This is a genomic window from Luteimonas saliphila (genome assembly GCF_016774335.1).
Taxonomy (GTDB): domain Bacteria; phylum Pseudomonadota; class Gammaproteobacteria; order Xanthomonadales; family Xanthomonadaceae; genus Luteimonas; species Luteimonas saliphila.
Genome location: NZ_JAETWA010000046.1, coordinates 35,788 through 55,077, shown reverse-complemented (window position 1 = coordinate 55,077; position 19,290 = coordinate 35,788). Strand labels below are relative to the sequence as shown.

General features: G+C 72.0%; 18 protein-coding genes. 6 read left to right on the top strand and 12 right to left on the bottom strand.

The annotated features are described in order from the left end of the window. Positions 1-32: 32 nt before the first annotated feature. Positions 33-392 carry a hypothetical protein gene (locus JMO03_RS17230; RefSeq protein WP_202844987.1) on the bottom strand — a complete coding sequence of 120 codons (360 nt, stop codon included), beginning with the start codon at positions 390-392 and terminating at the stop codon, positions 33-35. A 147-nt stretch (positions 393-539) separates the two neighbouring features. Next, positions 540-3,047 carry an ATP-dependent helicase HrpB gene (hrpB, locus tag JMO03_RS17225; RefSeq protein WP_202844986.1) on the bottom strand — a complete coding sequence of 836 codons (2,508 nt, stop codon included), beginning with the start codon at positions 3,045-3,047 and terminating at the stop codon, positions 540-542. 119 nt (positions 3,048-3,166) lie between these two features. On the opposite strand from hrpB, the gene JMO03_RS17220 reads away from it, so the two are divergent. Next, the gene (locus JMO03_RS17220) at positions 3,167-3,973 is read left to right on the top strand and encodes a TatD family hydrolase (RefSeq protein WP_202844985.1); all 807 of its coding nucleotides are present in this window, start codon (positions 3,167-3,169) and stop codon (positions 3,971-3,973) included. A 46-nt stretch (positions 3,974-4,019) separates the two neighbouring features. Here JMO03_RS17220 and JMO03_RS17215 read toward each other — a convergent pair whose 3' ends face one another. The 7 genes from JMO03_RS17215 to JMO03_RS17185 form a co-directional block, all read right to left on the bottom strand. Then, positions 4,020-5,852: a YadA-like family protein gene (locus JMO03_RS17215; protein WP_202844984.1), complete on the bottom strand. Its 1,833-nt coding sequence runs from the start codon at positions 5,850-5,852 to the stop codon at positions 4,020-4,022. A gap of 224 nt (positions 5,853-6,076) precedes the next feature. Then, complete coding sequence (locus tag JMO03_RS17210) at positions 6,077-8,728, bottom strand: serine/threonine-protein kinase (RefSeq protein ID WP_202844983.1); 2,652 nt, start codon at positions 8,726-8,728, stop codon at positions 6,077-6,079. 66 nt (positions 8,729-8,794) lie between these two features. Further along, entirely contained in the window at positions 8,795-9,607 is an 813-nt protein-coding gene (locus tag JMO03_RS17205) for a lysozyme inhibitor LprI family protein (RefSeq protein ID WP_202844982.1), read from the bottom strand. 13 nt (positions 9,608-9,620) lie between these two features. Continuing rightward, positions 9,621-10,139, bottom strand: coding sequence for a hypothetical protein (locus JMO03_RS17200; RefSeq protein ID WP_202844981.1), 519 nt, complete (start codon positions 10,137-10,139; stop codon positions 9,621-9,623). A gap of 256 nt (positions 10,140-10,395) precedes the next feature. Then, entirely contained in the window at positions 10,396-10,935 is a 540-nt protein-coding gene (locus JMO03_RS17195) for an ECF-type sigma factor (RefSeq protein ID WP_202844980.1), read from the bottom strand. An 83-nt stretch (positions 10,936-11,018) separates the two neighbouring features. Continuing rightward, on the bottom strand, positions 11,019-11,270 hold the full coding sequence (locus tag JMO03_RS17190; protein ID WP_238346283.1) for a hypothetical protein: 252 nt from the start codon (positions 11,268-11,270) through the stop codon (positions 11,019-11,021). Next, the gene (locus JMO03_RS17185) at positions 11,237-11,545 is read right to left on the bottom strand and encodes a hypothetical protein (RefSeq protein WP_202844978.1); all 309 of its coding nucleotides are present in this window, start codon (positions 11,543-11,545) and stop codon (positions 11,237-11,239) included. Before JMO03_RS17185 ends, JMO03_RS17190 begins: the two co-directional genes overlap by 34 nt. A 144-nt stretch (positions 11,546-11,689) precedes the next feature. On the opposite strand from JMO03_RS17185, the gene JMO03_RS17180 reads away from it, so the two are divergent. Further along, complete coding sequence (locus JMO03_RS17180) at positions 11,690-12,856, top strand: hypothetical protein (RefSeq protein WP_202844977.1); 1,167 nt, start codon at positions 11,690-11,692, stop codon at positions 12,854-12,856. A gap of 49 nt (positions 12,857-12,905) precedes the next feature. Here JMO03_RS17180 and panE read toward each other — a convergent pair whose 3' ends face one another. The 3 genes from panE to JMO03_RS17165 all read right to left on the bottom strand — a co-directional run bounded on the left by panE (position 12,906) and on the right by JMO03_RS17165 (position 15,683). Continuing rightward, complete coding sequence (gene panE / locus JMO03_RS17175) at positions 12,906-13,832, bottom strand: 2-dehydropantoate 2-reductase (protein ID WP_202845229.1); 927 nt, start codon at positions 13,830-13,832, stop codon at positions 12,906-12,908. Continuing rightward, positions 13,832-14,632: an ABC transporter permease gene (locus JMO03_RS17170; protein WP_202845228.1), complete on the bottom strand. Its 801-nt coding sequence runs from the start codon at positions 14,630-14,632 to the stop codon at positions 13,832-13,834. The genes panE and JMO03_RS17170 overlap by 1 nt, the downstream gene beginning before the upstream one ends. Before the next feature lie 91 nt (positions 14,633-14,723). Further along, positions 14,724-15,683, bottom strand: coding sequence for an ABC transporter ATP-binding protein (locus JMO03_RS17165; protein WP_202844976.1), 960 nt, complete (start codon positions 15,681-15,683; stop codon positions 14,724-14,726). 88 nt (positions 15,684-15,771) lie between these two features. Here JMO03_RS17165 and JMO03_RS17160 point away from each other — a divergent pair, with 88 nt between their 5' ends. The 4 genes from JMO03_RS17160 (at position 15,772) to JMO03_RS17145 (ending at position 19,179) form a co-directional block, all read left to right on the top strand. Further along, the gene (locus JMO03_RS17160; protein ID WP_273544283.1) at positions 15,772-16,536 is read left to right on the top strand and encodes a ferredoxin--NADP reductase; all 765 of its coding nucleotides are present in this window, start codon (positions 15,772-15,774) and stop codon (positions 16,534-16,536) included. 333 nt (positions 16,537-16,869) lie between these two features. Next, the gene (locus JMO03_RS17155) at positions 16,870-17,448 is read left to right on the top strand and encodes a hypothetical protein (RefSeq protein ID WP_202844975.1); all 579 of its coding nucleotides are present in this window, start codon (positions 16,870-16,872) and stop codon (positions 17,446-17,448) included. A 10-nt stretch (positions 17,449-17,458) separates the two neighbouring features. Continuing rightward, entirely contained in the window at positions 17,459-17,659 is a 201-nt protein-coding gene (locus JMO03_RS17150; protein WP_202844974.1) for a helix-turn-helix transcriptional regulator, read from the top strand. Beyond that, positions 17,656-19,179 carry an alpha/beta hydrolase gene (locus JMO03_RS17145; protein WP_202844973.1) on the top strand — a complete coding sequence of 508 codons (1,524 nt, stop codon included), beginning with the start codon at positions 17,656-17,658 and terminating at the stop codon, positions 19,177-19,179. The genes JMO03_RS17150 and JMO03_RS17145 overlap by 4 nt, the downstream gene beginning before the upstream one ends. Positions 19,180-19,290: the final 111 nt, after the last annotated feature.

Below are 19,290 nucleotides of genomic sequence, written 5' to 3'. Positions count from 1 at the left end.
GGCGCGAGGGCGGATGCGTCGGGAACGGGACTCTATTCTTCGGCGCCGCTTTTGGCGCGCGGTGCGCGGCGCGTGGTCGTCTTGCGCGGCGTGCGTCGCGGCTCGATGCGCCGGGCCTTGCCCTCGATCACCTCACCCTCGGCCTGCTGCTTGTTGCGGTGACGATGGACCGCGAACCAGATCGCGCCGGCACCGACCGCTGCCGCGACGGCCACCGCCGGATTGCGGCGGATGAAGTTGCCCACCACGCGGCTGCCGGTCCTGGCCACGCCCAGCGCGGCCCCGGTCTGCAGCCACTTGCCGGTGGTGCCCGGCAGCGAGGTGCGGAGGCTGTCGCCGACCTGGCCGACCAGGTCCATCACCTTGCCGGAATACGAATCGAGTCTGCTCATGGGGTGATCCTGAAGGCGTGTCCAATGCGATCGTAGTCTGCGGCAGGCCGCGTCGCCGCGGCGTGAGCGCGCCGCGCGTACCTCCCGGGAGCGAGACTCTTGCACCGTCGCCACGGGCGATGCCAATGAAGCGACCGCCAGCATCGCTCAAGTCCCCCGCGGCTTCGCCCGATGCGTCGCCACCGCGTTCCAGGGGTCTTCCGGCCAAGGATGCCGCGGATACCGCCCCTTCATCTCCCTGCGCACTTCCGGATAGGTGCGTTCCCAGAATCCGCGCAGGTCCTGGGTGACCTGCAGCGGCCGCCCGGCGGGCGAGAGCAGGTGCAGGGTGAGCGGCACCCGGCCGTCAGCGATGCGCGGGGTTTCGGCCAGGCCGAACAGTTCCTGCAGCTTGACCGCGAGCACCGGCGCCTGCGGCGTGCCGTCCGCGGCCAGCGCGTAGTCGACCCGCCGCTCCTGCCCGGAGGGCACGGTGATGCGCACCGGGGCGAGCTGCTCGATGCGCTGGCGCAACGCCCAGTCGAGCCGCGCGCGCAGGGTCTCGGCGAACGTTTCGGCCGACAGCGCGTCGAGCCGGGTCGCGCCGGCGAACAGGGGCCGCAGCCAGTCGTCGCGGGTGGCCAGCAGCGCGTCCTCGGACAGGTCGGGCAGCCCCAGTTCCGGCATCCAGGCGCGCAGCGACTGCACCCGCGCGCGCCACTGCCGCAGGCCTTCGCTCCAGGGCAGGGCGTCGAGGCCGAGCGTGGCCACCGCGTCGCTCAGGGCCTGCGCCGCCAGCACCGGATCGACGCGCCCGGCGGGCCGCGCATCGAGCACGATGCCGTCGAAGCGGCGCACGCGCTCGGCCACCAGCGCGCGCCTGCCTGCATCCCAGCGCACCTCGTCGCATTCGACGAAGTGCGCGGCGAAGTCCTCGCGCAGCCGCGCCTCGTCGACCGGCGCGCCACGCAGCACCAGCGAATCCTTCGTCTCGAAGCGCAGCTCGCTGGCGACGATCCACGGCTCGCCGCGCAGCGTGCTGTCGTCGGCGAGCCGCGCCATCCGCCCGTTGCCGAGCTGGTAGCGCTGGGGATCGCGCGGGTGGACCCGGCCGATGCGATCGGGGAAGGCGTGCGCGAGCAGGTCGCCGAGCGCGTGCGCCGGCAGGTCGGCGCGCGGCGGTGCGGGCGCGCCGGCGCGGCGCCGCCACTGTTTCGCCGCGGCGTCCACCGTCGCCAGCGTGCCGCGATGGGCATCGTCGCCGCCGGCGCGGCCACCGCGGAACGCGGCCAGCGCCAGCCAGCGCTCGCGCCAGCCGTCGCTGCGCGCGCGCATCGGATCGCGCGCCTCCACCAGCGCAGCGAGGTCGCAGGCCAGCGCGCGCTCGCTGGCGTCGCGCGCCGCCAGCAGCATCGCCGCCAGCCGCGGATGGGTGCCGAACGCGAGCATGCGCCGCCCATGCGGGGTGATGCGCGCCTGCGCATCGAGCGCATCGAGCCGCTGCAGCAACTCGCGTGCCGCAGCCATCGCACCGGGCGGCGGCGGATCGACGAAGCGCAGGTCGGCATCGCCCCAGGCGGCGAGTTCCAGCGCCAGTCCTGCCAGTTCGACCTGCATGATTTCGGGCCGTCGCTGCGGCTCCAGCCGCTGCGACGCCGGCCACAGGCGGTAGGCGAAACCCTCCGCGACGCGACCGGCGCGGCCCGCGCGCTGGTCGGCCGAGGCCTGCGAGATCGGCACCGCGTCGAGCCGCGAGAAACCACTGTTGGGGTCGTAGCGCGGTTCGCGCGCCAACCCCGTATCGACCACCACGCACACGCCCGGCAGGGTGACGCTGGATTCGGCGACATTGGTCGCCAGCACCACGCGCCGACGGCCGTCGCCGGCCGCCTGCAGCACGCGCGCCTGCTGCTCGACCGGCAGGTCGCCATGCAGCGCCAGCACCTCGACCTCGGCCGCATGCGCGCCGGTCCCGGCCTGCGCGAGCGCCGCCTCGAGCTGGGCGATCTCGCGCCGTCCCGGCAGGAACACCAGCACGTCGCCAGGATGGCGCGCGAGCGCGTGTTCGACCGCGCGCCGCACCTGCACCGCGAGCGCCTCGTCGCGACGCGCGGGGACATGCTCGATCGCCACCGGGAAGCTGCGGCCCCGGCTGGACAGGCGCGGCGCATCCAGGCATTGCGCCAGGCGCTCGCCGTCGAGCGTGGCCGACATCGCCACGATCCGCAGGTCCTCGCGCAGGCCGGACTGCACGTCGAGCGCCAGCGCAAGGCCCAGGTCGCCGGCCAGGTGCCGTTCGTGGAATTCGTCGAACAGCAGCGCACCGATGCCCTCGAGCATAGGATCGTCCTGCAGCATCCGGGTGAGGATGCCTTCGGTGACCACCTCGATCCGGGTACGGGCGGACACCCGCGTCTCGAAGCGGATGCGGTAGCCGATCGTGTCGCCGACCTCCCCGCCCAGTTGCCGCGCCATGAACGTCGCGGCGCTGCGCGCGGCGACGCGGCGCGGCTCGAGCATCACGATCCTGCGGCCGGCGAGCCACGGCGCGTCGAGCAGCGCCAGCGGCACCTGCGTGGTCTTGCCGGCGCCGGGCGGCGCTTCCAGCACCAGCCGCGGATGCGCGCCGAGGCTGCGCACGATCTCCGGCAGCAGCGAGGCAATGGGAAACGTCATCCTCCTATTGTAGGAGCGCCTTCAGGCGCGACCCTGGCTGCGTCGACGACGCAGGCGGAACGAGGCGTCACGAGGAGGTCGCGGCAGGTCGCGCCTGAAGGCGCCCCTACAATAGGAGGATGCACACGCTCATCGACATCGGCGCCAACCTCACCCACGACAGCTTCGACCGCGACCGCGACGCGGTTCTCACGCGTGCCCGCGAGGCCGGCGTTGCGCGCATGGTAGTCACCGGCGCCAGCCGCGAACACTCGCCGCGGGCGCTGGCGCTCGCGCAGGCGCATCCGGGCGTGCTGTCCGCCACCGCGGGCGTGCACCCGCACCACGCGGTCGAGTACACCGACGAGTGCGATGCCGAACTGCGCGCGCTGCACGCGCACGCCGAAGTGGTCGCCGTGGGCGAGACCGGCCTCGACTACTTCCGCGATTTCTCCCCGCGCCCGGCGCAGCGCAAGGCCTTCGAACGCCAGCTGCAGATCGGCGTCGACACCGGCAAGCCGCTGTTCCTGCACCAGCGCGACGCGCATGCCGATTTCATGGCGATCATGCGCGGGTTCGACGGCAAGCTCGGTCCGGCGGTGGTGCACTGCTTCACCGGCACGCGCGAGGAGCTGTTCGACTACCTCGACCAGGACTGGCACATCGGCATCACCGGCTGGCTGTGCGACGAACGTCGCGGCGCGCACCTGCGCGAGATCGTGAAGAACATCCCGGCCCACCGGCTGATGGTGGAAACCGACGCGCCCTACCTGCTGCCGCGCACGCTCCGGCCGATGCCGAAGGAGCGCCGCAACGAACCGGCCTTCCTGCCGCACATCGTCGAGGAACTGGCGCGCGACCGCGGCGAGGACGTGACGACCACCGCCGCCGCCAGCGCCGCGACCGCGGCGGCGTTCTTCCGCCTGCCCCCGCCGGCCGCGGACTGATGCGGACGGGCGGCCCGGACCGGGGGCCGCCGCCTGCCGCGTCGGGCTACAGATCCACGCCGAAGCCGACGCCGCCCGAGCGTTCGCCGCCGCTGAAGGCCCCGCCCAGCGAGAACGAGGCGCGCTGCCCGACGCGCCTGCCGTAGCCGATCGACAGCGCCTGTTCGCCGCCGTGGAAGCCGGCGCCCACCGCGATACGGCCGCGCGGGCTGTTGCTGCCGGCGGCGTTGATGGCCATGTTGAGCATCGCCGCGCCCATCGCGCCTTGGCGGTCGATGCGGCGGTCCTGGCGATGCAGGTGCCCGTCGACGTCGGCGAAGCGGTCCTCGAGCGCGTCCATGCGGCCGTTGAGGGCACTGGGGTCGAAGCCGACGAGGTCGGCGATGCGGGTGTCGGTGTAGGTGTTGGCCGCACTGAGGGTGGCGGCATCGCCGGCGTCGAGGTCGGTGCGGATCGCGGTTTCGCGGTTGTCGGTGTAGGCATTGGCGGCAGTGCCGCCGGTGGCGACCGCCGTGTCGGTGTAGGCATTGGCCGTGGCCAGCGTGGCCTGCAGCTGATCGAGGTTGACCGCATCGGTGCCCTGGGTGCCGGCGGCGACGTTGACGATCTGGCGTTGGCTGACCGTGGTGCCGACCGAGACCGTGCCGTTGCGGTCCGCCACCGATCCATAGCCCAATGCGACGCTGCCGCTGGCGGTGGCCTGGCTGCTGTTGCCCAGGGCGGTGCTGCCGAAGCCGCTGGCCAGGCTGGTGTGGCCCAAGGCGGTGGCCGCATCGCCGCTGGCGCTGGAGACCGCGCCGATCGCGGTGCTCTGCGCACCTGCCGCCGAGCTGATCGCGCCGAATGCGGTGCCTTGGCTGCCGGTGGCGCTGCTGAAGTACCCGGCCGCCGTGGCGTTGGCACCGGAGGCCTCGGCCGCGAAGCCGATCGCCGTCGCCCCATCGCTGGTGGCCTGGCTGCTGGTGCCGATGGCCGTGCTCGACAGGCCGCTGGCCAGGGCGAACACGCCCAGCGCGTTCGCGCCGCCACCGGAGGCATGACTCTGGAAGCCGATCGCGGTGGCCGAGTCGCCGCTGGCGATGGCGTAGCCGCCGCTGGCCAGCGAATGGAAGCCGCTGCTCTGGCTGGCGAAGCCCAGCGCGGTGCCGCCGATGCCGGTGGCCGCGCTCTGCACGCCGAACGCACTGGCCGCTTCCTGGGTCGCCTGGCTGTTGGCGCCGCTGGCGACGCTCAGGTCGCCGCTGGCGATGCTGCCGTAGCCCAGCGCGGTGCTGTTCGCCCCCGAGGCGGCGCTGCCGACGCCACTGGCGAGGGAGGAGCCGCCGCTCGCCTGGCTGCGCGCGCCCAGCGCGGTGCTGTCGGTGCCGGTGGCCTGGGCGCGGTTGCCGACGGCGGTGGCGTCCCAACCGCTGGCCGTGGTGCGTTCGTCGATGTCGACGATGTTGTCGCCATTGGTGTCCACCCAGCCGCCGAGCGCGACCGCGCCGTTGCCGCTGGCGACCGAATAGCTGCCCGAGGCGACGCTGCCGGCGGTGCTCGCGGTGGAGCCGGCGCCCAGTGCGGTGCTCATGTAACCGTCGGCCACGGCCGATGTGCCGATCGCGGTAGACGCCTGCGCGGTCGCCTCGCTGGCGAGGCCGACGGCGACGGCGGCGAAGCCGGTGGCGGTGGCGTCCGCACCGACGGCAGTGGCGTTGGGGGCCGTGGCCTGCGCGCCCTGGCCGCAGGCGAAGGCATCGGCACTGGGGTCGGCAACGGCGCCGCCGGCGCCGCCGCCGCTCAGTTCGCAGGTTTCGCCCGCCGCCGCCGCGCCCGTCGCCAGGCCGAGGACGAGGAGCAGGGACGCGGTCAGCGGACGACGCGTGCAGGAGATCTTCATGTGCATGTTCCCGTATGCATGGGCCGGAAGCGGCCGGCCTGGCCCGTGGTGGCCGCGACGCGGCCGCGGTGCGATCGGCACCTGGGCAGGCATCCGTCAACGGGGGAGGCGAACTGCCATCGCGTGCCTGCCCGTTACCGGCTCCGGTCGACGGGTCGGGGCCGTGGCGCGTGCCGGCCCCGCGATTCCTGTCCGCGGCAAACGGCCGCGGAGCCGCCGGACGCTCAGGGAAAGGCTGGACACGCCCTCGGCACATCGCCGGCGTCGAGGCAGGGGCCCGCCGCCTCATCGGCCATGTGCGGCCGTAGCTGCGCGCGCAGCTGCGCCTCGAGCGGGGCATCACCGGTTTCCCGGGCGACGTGGACCGACAGCAGCCACGGGCGCAGCCAGCGCCGGGTCGGCTCGCCGGGCGGCAGGACTTCGCGCAGCGCGCGCAGGATCGGCGCGGCCAGGTCCGGACGGTCCTGCGCGATGTGGAGCTCGGCGTTCGCGAGCTCGAACAGCGGTATCGGGCCGCCATCGGCCGGCGCGTGCTGCGTGCGGCAGTCGTCGAGCGTCGCGGCGGCCGCGGCGCTCGTGCCCGCGGCGACCTGCAACAGCGCCTCCATGGCGCAATTGTTCATCCATTCGCCGGAGCGCTCCAGTTCCATGACCGACAGCATCGTGCGATCGCGGGCGAGGTCGTCGCGCGCGGCATCCGCCTGGCCGAGCGAGGCAAGGACGTAGGCGCGGCCGAACCGGCACGAGCGGGCGTGCAGGTCGTTGCGCTGCAGGGCTTCGTCGATCCCGATCGCGCGCGAGTAGTAGCCGGCCGCTTCCTGCATCCGCGCGCTCTGGGCGAGCAATGCGGCGAGGTTGCAGGTCGCCACCGCGGCGAACATGTGCGGCTCTTCGTAGATCCGCTCGGTGATCGCCACCGCCTCGCGCGCCATCTCCTCGGCCCGCGGCAGATGCGCGGGATCGCGGCGCAGGGTAGGAACCGCGTCCGCGAGCGTGTAGGCATACCAGCCGTTGTCGGCCCCGTACAGCAGGCGCCCGACTTCCGTCCTCTGCTCGTGCAGGGCAATCCGCTCCTCCAGCGGGCCGTTCCTGCGGGCGAGGATGGAGGTCAGCGCATTGAGTGCATCCATGTGCTCCTGGGTGCCTTCGATGCCGGCTTCGGGAATTCCGGCCAGCACCTCGCGCAGGCGTTGCTCGGCATCGGCCATCTGTCCGTACCGCGACCATGCGCTGGCCAGCGAGACCTCGGCCTTGACCCGCTCGGTCGCGGGCGCGTCCCACTTGCGCACCCACTCCACCGCGGCCAGATGGTGGTCGAGCGAGCGACGGGTCCCGCGCATCTTGTAGAGCACGCCCAGGCTCCAGTGCACGCGCGACAGTTCCGGCGGCGACGGCTGCGGCAGGCCTTCCAGGATCTCCAGCGCGTGCAGCAGGTCCGCCTCGGCGCCGTCGAGGTCGTTGAGCGCGTTGCGTGCGCTGCCGGTGATGGACAGCACGTCGGCAGCGGCCAGGGGGCTGGTCGTGCGCAGTTCCTCGCGCGCGCGCCGGGCGCCGGTCTCGAGGATGTCCAGCGCGTCCGGGATCTCGCCCTCGGACGGATCGCTCGAGGCCAGCACGTCGGCCAGGAAGTCGCGCACGATCGACGCGCGCGCGGCCTGCTCCTGGGCGCGATGCTGCTGCACGGCGATCTGCCCGGCGGCGACCGCCCCCAGGACCACGACCGCCAGCAAGGCGGCGGTGGCGGCGCGCCGCCGCGCGATCAGCCGGCCCAGCCGGTAGCCCAGGCTCGGTGCGCGTGCACGGATCGGTCGCCGCTCCCGCCAGCGCTGCAGGTCGTCGGCCATGGCCTCGATGCTGGCGTAGCGATCCTCGGGTCGCTCGGCCAGGGCCTTCATCGCGATGGTGTCGAGGTCGCCCTTCAGGCGCCGCGCCCAAGCCCGCGCCGCACCCTCGCGCCGATCCTCCATCCGCCGGGCACGCGATGGCGGCGGCGGACGTTCCGTGCCGCGCCCGCCTTCGCCATGCGGCGGCTGCCCGGCCAGCAGGCAGTAGGCGAGCGCGCCCAGGCCATACACGTCCATGGCGGTGCCGGGCGCATCGCCGGCGAACTGTTCCGGCGCGGCGTATTGCGGGGTCAGCGCGCGCAGCGCGGTGGCGGTGCGTTCGGGTTCCAGCTCGTCGGCCAGCCGCGCGATGCCGAAATCCAGCAGGCGCACGTGGCCATCCTCGTCGACCAGCACGTTGGACGGCTTGATGTCGCGGTGGATCACCAGGTTGCGGTGGGCATAGGCCAATGCGCCGGCGATCTGCAGCAGCAGGCCGACGCGCGTCTCCAGGTCCGCGCCGCGGTCGTTGCACCACGCGTCGATACGCTCGCCGTCGACCAGGGCCATGGCCAGCCAGGGGGTGCCGTCCTCCGCCACGCCGCCTTCGTAGAGCGGCACGATGCCGGGATGACGCAGGCGCGCGAGCAACTGCTGTTCGCGCAGGAACCGGTCGTGACCGCCGGCGGCCAGCGCCCCCAAAGTCAGCACCTTCACCGCGGCCAGCTGACCGACCGGCACCTCTTCCGACGTCGCGCGATACACCGCAGCCATGCCGCCCCGGCCGATCTCCTCCACCAGGCGCCAGCGACCCAGGCGCTTGCCGGCGAGGCTGCCGCCTTCGCGCGGATCGAGGGAGTCGAGGTTCGGCGCGCATTCGAGCGGACCCGTGGCGTTGCCATGCGCCGCCAACAGGCGCTCGACCATCGCGCGCAATGCGGGGTCCGGCGCGGTGGCTTCCAGCGCTGCCGCGCGATGCTCCGGGGCCAGGTCGAGCAGCTGGTCGAGGATCCGGTCCGCTTCACGCCAGGCCGCCTTGTCGCGCGCGTCCATGTCCCGATTGCCCCCTTGTGGCGCCCGCGTCGATCATCACCCGTTGCCGCCCGCGCGCGAAACCCCTCAGGGTGGGCCGAGCAGGTAGACGAACGCGCACTCGCCGCTGTCGATCACGTGTGGCGCGGCATCGACGTAGTCGGCACGACCGGTGACCCGAAGACGGCCGCCGCGTGCCGCCACGCCATCGATGGCCGCGCGTGCCCGCGCATCGAGCGTCCCGCCGCCGAATCCGCCGACGATCCCGGGAATGACGATCGGCCCGTCGCCGAAGCGTGCGCGAAGCCCCTCCAGGTCGCCCTGCAGGTCGAGGTAATCGTGCCAGGCGTCCAGGTCGAAATCGCCGTCGACCAGCAGATAGCCACCCTCGTCTTCGAGCGGGGTCCCGTCCAGGATCACCTCGGTGAACTGGTCTTCGGGCACTCCGCTCGCGTCACCGGCCGGAACGATCGTCAGCAGCGGCGGTTCGCCCTCGGCGGGGAACCGCTCCAGGCGCCGGTCGAGCGCCATGCCCGTCAACAGGCCCTCCAGCGCCCGCACGCGTCGGAGGTAGGCGCGCTCCAGGCAGGCCTCGGTGTCGCAGACGTCGCGCTGCGAGACCAGCCATGCGCGCTGGTCGGCGACCAGGCAGGCGCGCTGCCCACGCGGCAATGACCCCCGGGCCTGCGCGTAGTAGCGCCCGAGGATGCCGTCGAGCAGGGCCAGCTGCGGCGACGCGCAGATCGAGAGCTCGGTCGGCGTTCGCGCCTTGCTGCAGTCGAACGACGGGGCCGCCTGCGCCACCGCCAGCGTCGAACCCGCCATCCCGGCGAACAACAGCCAGGTCCGCAGCGCGGAGCGGACCGGCGCTGGGTGGATCGTCTTGGTCGTGGCCAGCATGCGAATGACTCCCCTACTGCCTGCGATAGCGCTGCACGATCGGATCGCCGTGCCCGGGCACCCGCATCCGGGTTTCCAGCTCGGCCCCCGCGCACCGGTATTCATGCGTGGTCGTCTGTGCCGTGGACTCGGGGAGGGCCATCGCGGCGGAGCGGCCGTTCGCGCCGATCTCGACCTTGCCGTCGGTGGCCGATGCGCTGGGCACAAGGCTCAGTTTGCCGTCGGCGCTGGTCCAGGTCCCACGGGCCGAGAAGGTGCCATGGCTCCGGGCGCTCTTGCCCTGGGCGCCCGCTTCGGCCTGCACCTGCGAGCGCAGGCTGTAGCGTCCATCCGCCTCCAGGCGCAGGAGGGCCGCCTGCTGGGTAACCGCCATCTTCATGCCCGGCGCCTGCCGCTGGATCCACTCGGCGGCGCCGTTGCCCACGGGACTCCAGCTGCCGACCAGGCAGGTATCGCGTGCAAGCGCCTGCGGAGACGACAGGCCGGCCGCCACCGCCACCAGCATTCCGAGCACCACCGCTTCACGTCCCATCGCTTTCTCCCGGTTTGTCGCGACCGGCGCACGTGACCGGTTTCCCGCCAGCATCCGCAATTCGCGACCCGCGACTGCCACCGGCCGGTCTGCGCGTCACCCACCCGCCTCCGGACCGGTCGCCGTCGCCCCTTCGCGTCCGGGGGCTGGAAAGTCGCCCTGTCCCGCGGCGGCCCGCGTCCTTCGACAGGGCCACTCCGGCAGGAGTGGAGATGGCGCCGCGGCCCGCCACGATTTACCCGGTCGGCGGATGGCCCTAGGCCAACTGGGCGTGGAGGAAAGCACGCGCCCGCTGCCACTGGCGGTAGACCGTGCGCTCGGACACCTCGAGCACGGCGGCGATTTCGGCGAATTCCAGGCCACCGAAGTAATGCAGTTCGACGATGTCGCGCTGCTGCGGGGCGATCTCGCCGAGCGACTCCAGCGCCTCGTGCACGCCGAGCACGTCGGGAGCCGGCGTGCCGGCCAGGGAGTCGGTCAGCGTGACTTCCAGCAGGTCGCCGCCGCGCTTGCCGGCCGCGCGGCGACGCGCGTGATCGACCAGGATCCAGCGCATCGCCTTGGCCGCGGTGGTGAAGAAGTGGCGCCGGCTGCTGGCGCTGAGCGGTTCGCCACTCGTCGCGCGCAGGTACAGCTCGTGCACCAGCATGGTCGGCGTCAGCGTGCGTTCGCCGGGGCGCAGGCGGGCGGCGGCGATCTGTCGCAACTCCGGGTAGAGCCGCTCGAAGACTTCGGACAGCTGCGCCGGTTCGCCGGCGCTCGCCCGCTCCAGCAACTGCGTGATCTCGTTCCCCATGCGCGGCCCCATGCCCGGGCGCAGGCCCGGACCACAGGGTAGCCAAATTCCCGCCGCGGCGCGGCGACCGGCCGCTCATCCGTTCACGGGGCGCGGGCCTGACGCAGGCGATACGTGATCGTGGTCGCGTCGCCGGGCTTGCGCGCGGGGATCACCATCGCGGCGACCTCGCGCCCTGGCTTGCGGAACACGCCCATGCCCGCGCCGTTGGCCGACTGCGACGCACTGGCCGTGGTCCAGCCCCGGCCCTGCATGGCCTGTTCGATCTCCTGGTGGATCGCGCTGCCGGGACGCGGCACGGTCACCACCAGCAGCTGGTCCGGCCCGCTGCGCACCACCTGGCGGATACGTGCTCCTGCGGCAGGTCGACGTCCGCGGGCCACCAGTCCGGGCGCAGCATGCCGTCGGGACCGCCGGACTGCATGCGCAGGCCGTCGTCCTCCACCAGCAGGGTGCCCTCGCCCGGGTCGAACCGGACCTTGCCGTCGCTGGCGGCGCCGACCGCAGCGGCCGCGGCCTGTTCGGCGGCCCGGTCGGCCCGCTTGTCGGCGGAAGGCCCGGAACAGGCGGCCAGCGCCAGCAGCAGGCACGATGCGGTGATCCGATACATCGGTCGTCCCTCCCGTGTGCCCCTGAATCGGGGTGGCTCGGAAGGCCATCCGCGCAATGCGGCACGCGACTGCCAGCGGGGACGTGGCAGTCGCCGGCCGCTACCTGCGGATGCGCTGGTGTCCTTCCTCTGCCGGAGCTTCCCATGCGCGTCCCGCCGCTGCATTCGTCCTGCCTGTCCCTCGCCCTGCTGCTGTGCCTGGCCGGGGGTGCGCCCGCGGTCGCCCAGGTCCAGGTGACGCCCCCTGCCGAACGGTCCGGGGTGCAGGTGACCCCACCGCCGGAGCGGACCGGCGTACAGGTCAAGCCGCCGGCGCGACGCCCCGGGGCGGAGGCCGCGCCGCAGCAGCGTTCCGGGACGCGGGCGGTGGTGCCTGCGCAGTCGGACCGCGGCGTGGTGGTTCCGATGCACACCCCGGTCGTGGTGCAGACGCCGGCACCGCGTGGCCATCTCGACTTGCACCGGGCCCAGATCCAGGGCCTGCGCGACAACGGTCCGGCGGCGCTCGACAGGCCGCTGCCGGGCGGCTGGGCGCTGGCGGGCTTCGAACTGGCGTTCCTCAACGGCGACCACAAGCTGCGCCGGATCGGGGTCCTGGGCGAGGAGCGGTTCGCGCGCCTGGCCCTGGCCGACCAGAATGGCGACGACCCGTTCCGGGGCCGGGTCCTGCTGACCTCGCTTCCCGGCGCGCAGGTGCAGCAGGTGACCGCCGACGGTGGCGGCAAGTTCGACATCCGCCTGCCCGAGCGGGCGCCGCCGGATTCGACCCTGGTGCTCTCGGGCTTCGAGTTCCGCCGCACCGACGGCACCGATGCCAACCTGCGCAATGTCGCGGTGTGGCTGGATCCGGAGCGCAACATCGCCCGGGTCTCGCTCACCGACGACCAGGGCCTGGACTTCCGCGGCCTAGAGGCCAGCCTCGGCGCGATGGCGGCGAGCATGCTGGTGCCGCTGCCGGGCCTGCTGGAAGTGGGCAGCGTGGTCGCCGGCACCCGTGCCTCGAGCCGGGCGATCCGGCAGAACTCGGGACAGTACCGCGGCTACCGGGTCACCGTGCAGTACGCCTGGATCCCCAACAGCCAGGTCGCGAGCCGGGGCGGGCTTGCCGGCACCGATCGCAGCCGCTCGAACCTGCCCGCCGGGGCCCGCATCGACGCCCTGCAGGGCTTCGAGTTCACCTTCACCAACAGCGACCATCACCTGCTGGGGCTGGGCCTCAACGGCGACGGCCGGGGCACGGCGTTGTTCCAGGACAACAACACCGACGATCCGATGCAGTGGTACGCGACCTACCTGACACTGAAGCGCTGAACCGCGACGCGGGGACTGGGCGCCGCGCGCCGCACGCGACGCGCGGCGGTCAGGCGCGCGCGTAGCACTGCAGGTGGACCCATGCGGCCTGCAGGCGCGGGGCGTCGAGGCCCGCATCGCGCGCCCGATGGAACATGTCGCCGACGATGTGTGCGGCTTCGACCCGGCCACCAGCCTCGAGATCGCGCAGCATCGATGCCTTCACGTCCGACGCGGGGTCGACCAGATGGGTTCGCGCGAACTCGCGCGCTTTCGCGGCGACCGGCCGGCCCGCGGCGGCGGCGACCGCGAGACATTCGTCGTGCAGCGCGGCCATGAACTCCGCGCCGTTCTCGCAGGCGACGATCCCGCCGACGCCGGCACGCATCAGGCAGGTGCCGGCGGCGAGCGCGGCGAGGAAGCTGAACTTGTTCCACTGCTCCTGCGCGATGTCGTCGCTCGCGCGGTGCTCGATGCCGGCTCTAGCGCACAGCGCCGCGAACGCGGCCACGCGCGCGCTGCCGCCGCCGTCGCGTTCGCCGAAGGTGATCGAGGCGGGGCGACCGAGGTGCGCGATCGCGCCATCGTCGGCGAGCGTGGCGCTGATGAAGCACAGCCCGCCCAGCACGCGTTCGCGGCCGAAACGCGCGTCGAGCGCGTCGTAGTGCAGCAGGCCGTTGAGGATCGGCAGCAGCGTGGTCGTCCCGGCCATCGCCGGCGCCACCGCATCGATCGCGGCCGCCAGGTCGTAGGCCTTGCACGCGAGCACGACCAGGTCGAACGGCCCGCGCGCGACGGCATCGGCCAGCGTGTCGGCGGTGAGCGTGCGCACGGCGACGTCGGCATCGCCCAGCGGGCTGCGGATGCGCAGGCCGTCGCGCTGCAGTGCGGTGGCGCGCGCGGGCCGCACCAGGAAGGTCACGTCCGCACCCGACTGCGCCAGGCGCCCGCCGAAGTAGCCGCCGGTGCCGCCGGCGCCGAGCACCAGCACGCACATCAGCTGCGCAGCCCGACGCCCTTGTGCAGCAGCCACAGGCCGAGCGTGCCGAGGGTGGCAACGAAGAACAGCATCAGCGCGAACGCGATCCACACCGGCACGTCGCTCACCCCGAGCAGGCCGTAGCGGAAGGCGTTGACCATGTAGAACACCGGGTTGAAGTGGGTGGCGGTCTCGGCCCACTGCGGCAACAGCTTCACCGAATAGAACACGCCGCCCAGGTAGGTCAGCGGGGTCAGGATGAAGGTCGGCACGATGGCGACGTCGTCGAACTTCTTCGCGTACACCGCGTTGACGAACCCGGCCAGCGAGAAGATGGTCGCGCCCAGCAGCACCGTCGCCAGGGTGATCAGCGGATGCGGAATGCGCACGGTGGTGAAGCACATCGCGATCAGCAGCACGATCACGCCGACCATCAGCCCGCGCAGTACCGCGCCGGCGACGTAGCCGCCCAGGATTACCCACGGCGGCATCGGGCTCACCAGCAGTTCCTCGACATGGCGCCCGAACTTGGCGCCGAAGAAGCTCGAGGAGATGTTGCCGTAGCTGTTCTGGATCACGCTCATCATCACCAGCCCGGGGACGATGAACTCCATGTAGCTGAAGCCGCCCATGTCGCCGATGCGCGAGCCGATCAGGCCGCCGAAGATCAGGAAGTACAGCGTCATCGTGATCGCCGGCGGCACCAGGGTCTGGCCCCAGATGCGCAGGATGCGCGCGACCTCGCGGCGCATGATGGTCAGCAGCGCGATCCAGTTGCTGCGCGCGACGGTGGGCGGTGCGGTGGCGATCGTGTTCATGCGGTCTGCTTTCATGGCCCAGCCCCGCGCGCGGCGCCAGGGAGGAAGGAGTTGCGTTCGGGATTGCGTCGGGCCCGGGGCGATGGCGCGTTCACGCCGCCTGCTGCGCGCCGTTGCCGGTCAGGCGCACGAACAGTTCCTCCAGCCGGTTCGACTTGGTGCGCATCGAGCGCACGCGGATGCCGGCGGCCTCGAACGCGGCGAACACGCGGTTGAGGTCCATCGCCCGCGGCATGTCGAGATCGAGCGTGTGCTCGTCCGTCACGTGCAGGGTCGCGCCTTCGATCTGCGGCAGTTCCTGCGGCAGCTCGCCGTCGATGTCGAACAGGAAGCCCTCGACGTCGAGCTTGGCCAGCAGTGCGCGCATCGGCCCCTGCTCGACGATCACGCCGTGGTCGATGATCGCCAGGTTGCGGCACAGGCTCTCGGCTTCCTCGAGGTAGTGGGTGGTGAGGATGATGGTGGTGCCCGCGGCGTTGATCTCCTTGAGGGTCTGCCACATGCCGCGGCGGATCTCGATGTCGACGCCGGCGGTGGGTTCATCGAGGATCAGCAGGCGCGGGCGCGTCATCATCGCGCGGGCGATCATCAGCCGCCGCTTCATCCCGCCCGAGAGCGTGCGCGCCATGGTCCGCGCCTTGTCCCACAGCAGCGCGCGCTTGAGTTCCTCCTCGGCGCGGACCAGCGCTTCGTTGCGCGGGATGCCGTAGAAGCCGGCGTAGTTGACCAGGATGTCGAGCGGCTTCTCGAAGAAGTTGAAGTTCAGTTCCTGTGGCACCAGCCCCATCAGCCGCATCGCCGCGGCGCGCTGCGCGTGCAGGTCGACGCCGAACAGCGACACCTCGCCGGCGGTCTTGTTGACCAGCGACGAGACGATGCCGATCAGCGTGCTCTTGCCGGCGCCGTTGGGGCCGAGCAGGGCGTAGAAGTCGCCCGGGAGCACGTCGAGCGACACGCCCTTGAGCGCCTGGACGCCGTTGTCGTAGGTCTTGCGGAGGTCGCGGATCCGCAGCGCGGGCGCGCCCGGAACCGTGTCGGAAGCAGGGATCATCGCGTGGGCCTCGGCCGCGTTTCGCGGCGAACCGCTAGTATAGGCGCCCCATCGGCCCGCTCCCGGGCCAGAGCGTCCCATTCCGGTCTTGGCCATCGTCCAGTTTCCGCTCAAGCTCGTCGGCAAGCGCATGCTCGCGCCGTCGGTGGCGCACCTGACGTTCACCCGCGACGACGGCCAGCCGCTGGACTTCGTCCCGGGGCAGTTCATCCAGGTGCACTTCCACTACGCCGACGGTACCGCGACCAAGCGCTCGTATTCGCTGGCGACCATCCACGACCACGCGCTCGCGCCGGGCGATGCAGTGGAGATCGCGGTGAGCTATGTCCCCGGTGGCGCGGCGACCGCGCTGTTCGAAGGTCTCGAAGCGGGCGGCACCGTGCAGGCGAGCGGTCCCTTCGGCCGCTTCTGCCTGATGCCGGCCGACGCCAACCGGCGCTACCTGCTGATCGGCACCGGCACCGGGGTCACCCCGTACCGGTCGATGCTGCCGCTGCTGTCGCAGGCGATGGCCGGGCGTGGCGCCGAGGTGGTACTGCTGTTCGGCGCGCGCACACCGGCCGAGCTGCTGTACGGCGACGAGTTCCGCGCGTTCGCCGATGCCCATCCGGGCTTCCGCTTCGTCCCCTGCTTCTCGCGCGAGCTGCCCGCGCCTGGATCGGCCCACGCCCACGCCGACGCGAGGCAGGGATACGTGCAGCAGTTCCTGCAGGAGTTCGCACCCGACCCGGCCACCGACATCGCCTACCTGTGCGGCAACCCGAACATGGTCGATGCCTGTTTCGAGGCGCTCAAGGCGGCGGGTCTGGGCGTGCCGCAGATTCGCCGCGAGAAGTACGTCAGCAGCAAGTAGGCCCAGCGGCGGATCTCCCGAGGTCGCGCGGCACGCGTGGCGCCCGCGCTCGCCGCGAGAATTCAGGTCGGCAGCCAAGTCGGCGCGCCGGTGGAGCCCCGCAGTGGCTGGCCCGGATTCCGGTCGTCGCGGTTCCCCCGAGGTCGCGCGGGCAGCCGGCTGCGGACCATGGCGAGGTCGTCGTCCGCAGGAGGCGTCCGCGGACACAGGTGTCAAGCTTGCTTGACACGCGCATCGGTTGCAGGCAACCTTGTGTCAAGCGACCTTGACACCTCCCGGCTTGAATCTCCATCCGACCTGCATGATTCCCTCACCGCCCCAGGAGCGGCCCTCATGCGCCTGACCGCATTGCGCATGCTCGCCGGCGTCGCCGTCCTGCTGGGCGCCGCCGCCGTGCTGCTGCCGCGCCTGGTGCCCGGCATGCCGCGGGACTTCGCCATCGTCCTGTTCGTCGGCGCCCTGATGCTGGCCGCGATGGCGATGGCGCACCGCGGCAGCCCCGACGATTGCGATACCGCACCGCCCGGACTCACCCGCCGCTACCTGCGCGAGCTGATGGCGTCGATGGCTGCGTACGTACTGGTGCTGTCGGCTTCGATCTGGCTGCTCAGGCGGGTGGAACCGCAGGCGCTGCGCCTGGTGATCGCGATCGCGCCGTTGCTGCCGATCGGTTTCGCGGTACGCGCGATCGTGCGCTACATGCGCGGCCTGGACGAGATGCAGCAGCGCATCGAACTCGAGTCGGTCGGCGTCGCCACCGTGTGCGTGTCGATGCTGTACATGACCGGAGGCCTGCTGCAGTCCGCGAGGCTGATGCATGTGCCCGGCGACGTCGCGATGATCTGGGTGTTCCCGCTGGTCTGCGCCGTCTACGGCGTCGCCAAGGCCTTCGTGGCGCGGCGCTACCGCTGAGGACCTGCCGATGAAGAGCCGTGTGCGCGAACTGCGCGAGGCGCATGGCTGGTCACAAGCGCAGCTCGCCGAGCGTCTGGAGGTCTCGAGGCAGACGGTCAACGCGATCGAAACCGGCAAGTACGATCCCAGCCTGCCGCTTGCGTTCCGGATCGCGGCACTGTTCGACACCGCCATCGAATCGATTTTCTTCCCGGAGGCATCTGCATGAAGTCCGCGCTGTTCCCCCTCTCCCTGCTCGCCGGCGCACTGCTGCTCGCCGGCTGCGACGGCACCGCGCGCCAACAGGCCGGCCCGCGCGCCGACGCCCAGGGCAAGCTGCGCTACGGCGAGATCGCGTTCGAGCCGTGCGCGCTGAGCGCGCCCGGCGGCGACGCGGTGGAGGCGCAATGCGCCACGCTCGCCGTGCCGGAGAACCACGATGCGCCGGACGGCCGCAGCATCGATCTGGCGATCGCGCTGGTGCCGGCCCGCGGCATGGCCGAGGCCGATCCGATCTACATGATCGCCGGCGGTCCCGGGCAGTCGGCGATCGAGAGCTTCCCGAGCGTCCGCGAAGCGTTCTCCGACGTGCGTCGCAACCGCCACGTCCTGCTGGTCGACGCGCGCGGCACCGGCGGCTCGCATCCGCTGCACTGTCCCGGCTTCGGCGACGAGCAGGCGCTGGCCGATCCCGAGAACGAGACGCCCGAGGCGATGGTGCGCCTCACCGAGGCCTGCCGCGACGAACTGCAGAAGACCGCGGACCTGCGCTACTACACCACCGGCGACCATATCCGCGACCTCGACCTGGTCCGGCGCAGGATCGGCGTCGAGCGCGTCAACCTGGTCGGCGTGTCCTACGGCACGCGCGTCGCGCAGCAGTACGCGGCCACCTATCCGCAACACACGCGCAGCGTGGTGCTCGATTCGGTGGTGCCCAACTCGCTGGTCCTCGGGCAGGACCACGCGCGCAACCTGGAGGATGCGCTGGAATCGCAGTTCCAGCGCTGCCGCGCCAGTGAGGCCTGCCTCACCAACCTCGGCGATCCGCGCCGGCAGCTGACGCTGGTGCGCGACCGGCTGCAGGCCGGCGGCATCGCGCCGGTGCGCTACCGCGACCCGGTGTCGGGCGAATGGCGCGAGGAAGTCCCGCGTTTCGGCCACCTGGCCGGGCTGCTGCGCATGTACGCCTATCAGCCTTCGATGGCGGCGACCTTGCCGCTGGTGCTGCACGAGGCTGCGCAGCAGCGCTACGAGAGCCTGCTCGCCCAGTCGCGCATGCTCTCGTCGCAGATGAGCGACATGATGGCGATCGGCATGGGTCTGTCGGTGAGCTGCAGCGAAGACGCGGCCGAGTTCGGCGAGCGCGACGCCGACGCGGATGCCGACACCGTGCTCGGCAACCTGCTGGTCGACATGCTCGCCGCCCAGTGCGCGGCCTGGCCCAAGGGCGCGCGCGCGGCGGATTTCCGCGCGCCGCTTTCGGGCGACGTGCCGGTGCTCGCGGTCAGCGGCGAACTCGACCCGGTCACGCCGCCGCGCTACGGCGACGAGGTGGTGCAGACCCTGCCCAACGGCCGTCATCTGGTGCTGCCCGGCCAGGGCCACAGCGTGCTCGGTACCGGCTGCATGCCCAAGCTGTTCGCGCAGTTTCTCGAGACCGCGGACGCGAAGTCTCTCGACGCCAAGTGCCTCGAGCGCCTGAGCGCGCAGCCGCCGTTCGCCGGCAACTACGGCTGGGAGCCGTAAGAGCGGCGATTTGTCATTCATGATTCGTGATTCGTGATTGGGAAAGGCAATCGCCGCCGCAATCCGGATCCGCTCTGTCGAATCACCAATCACCAATCACCAATCACCAAT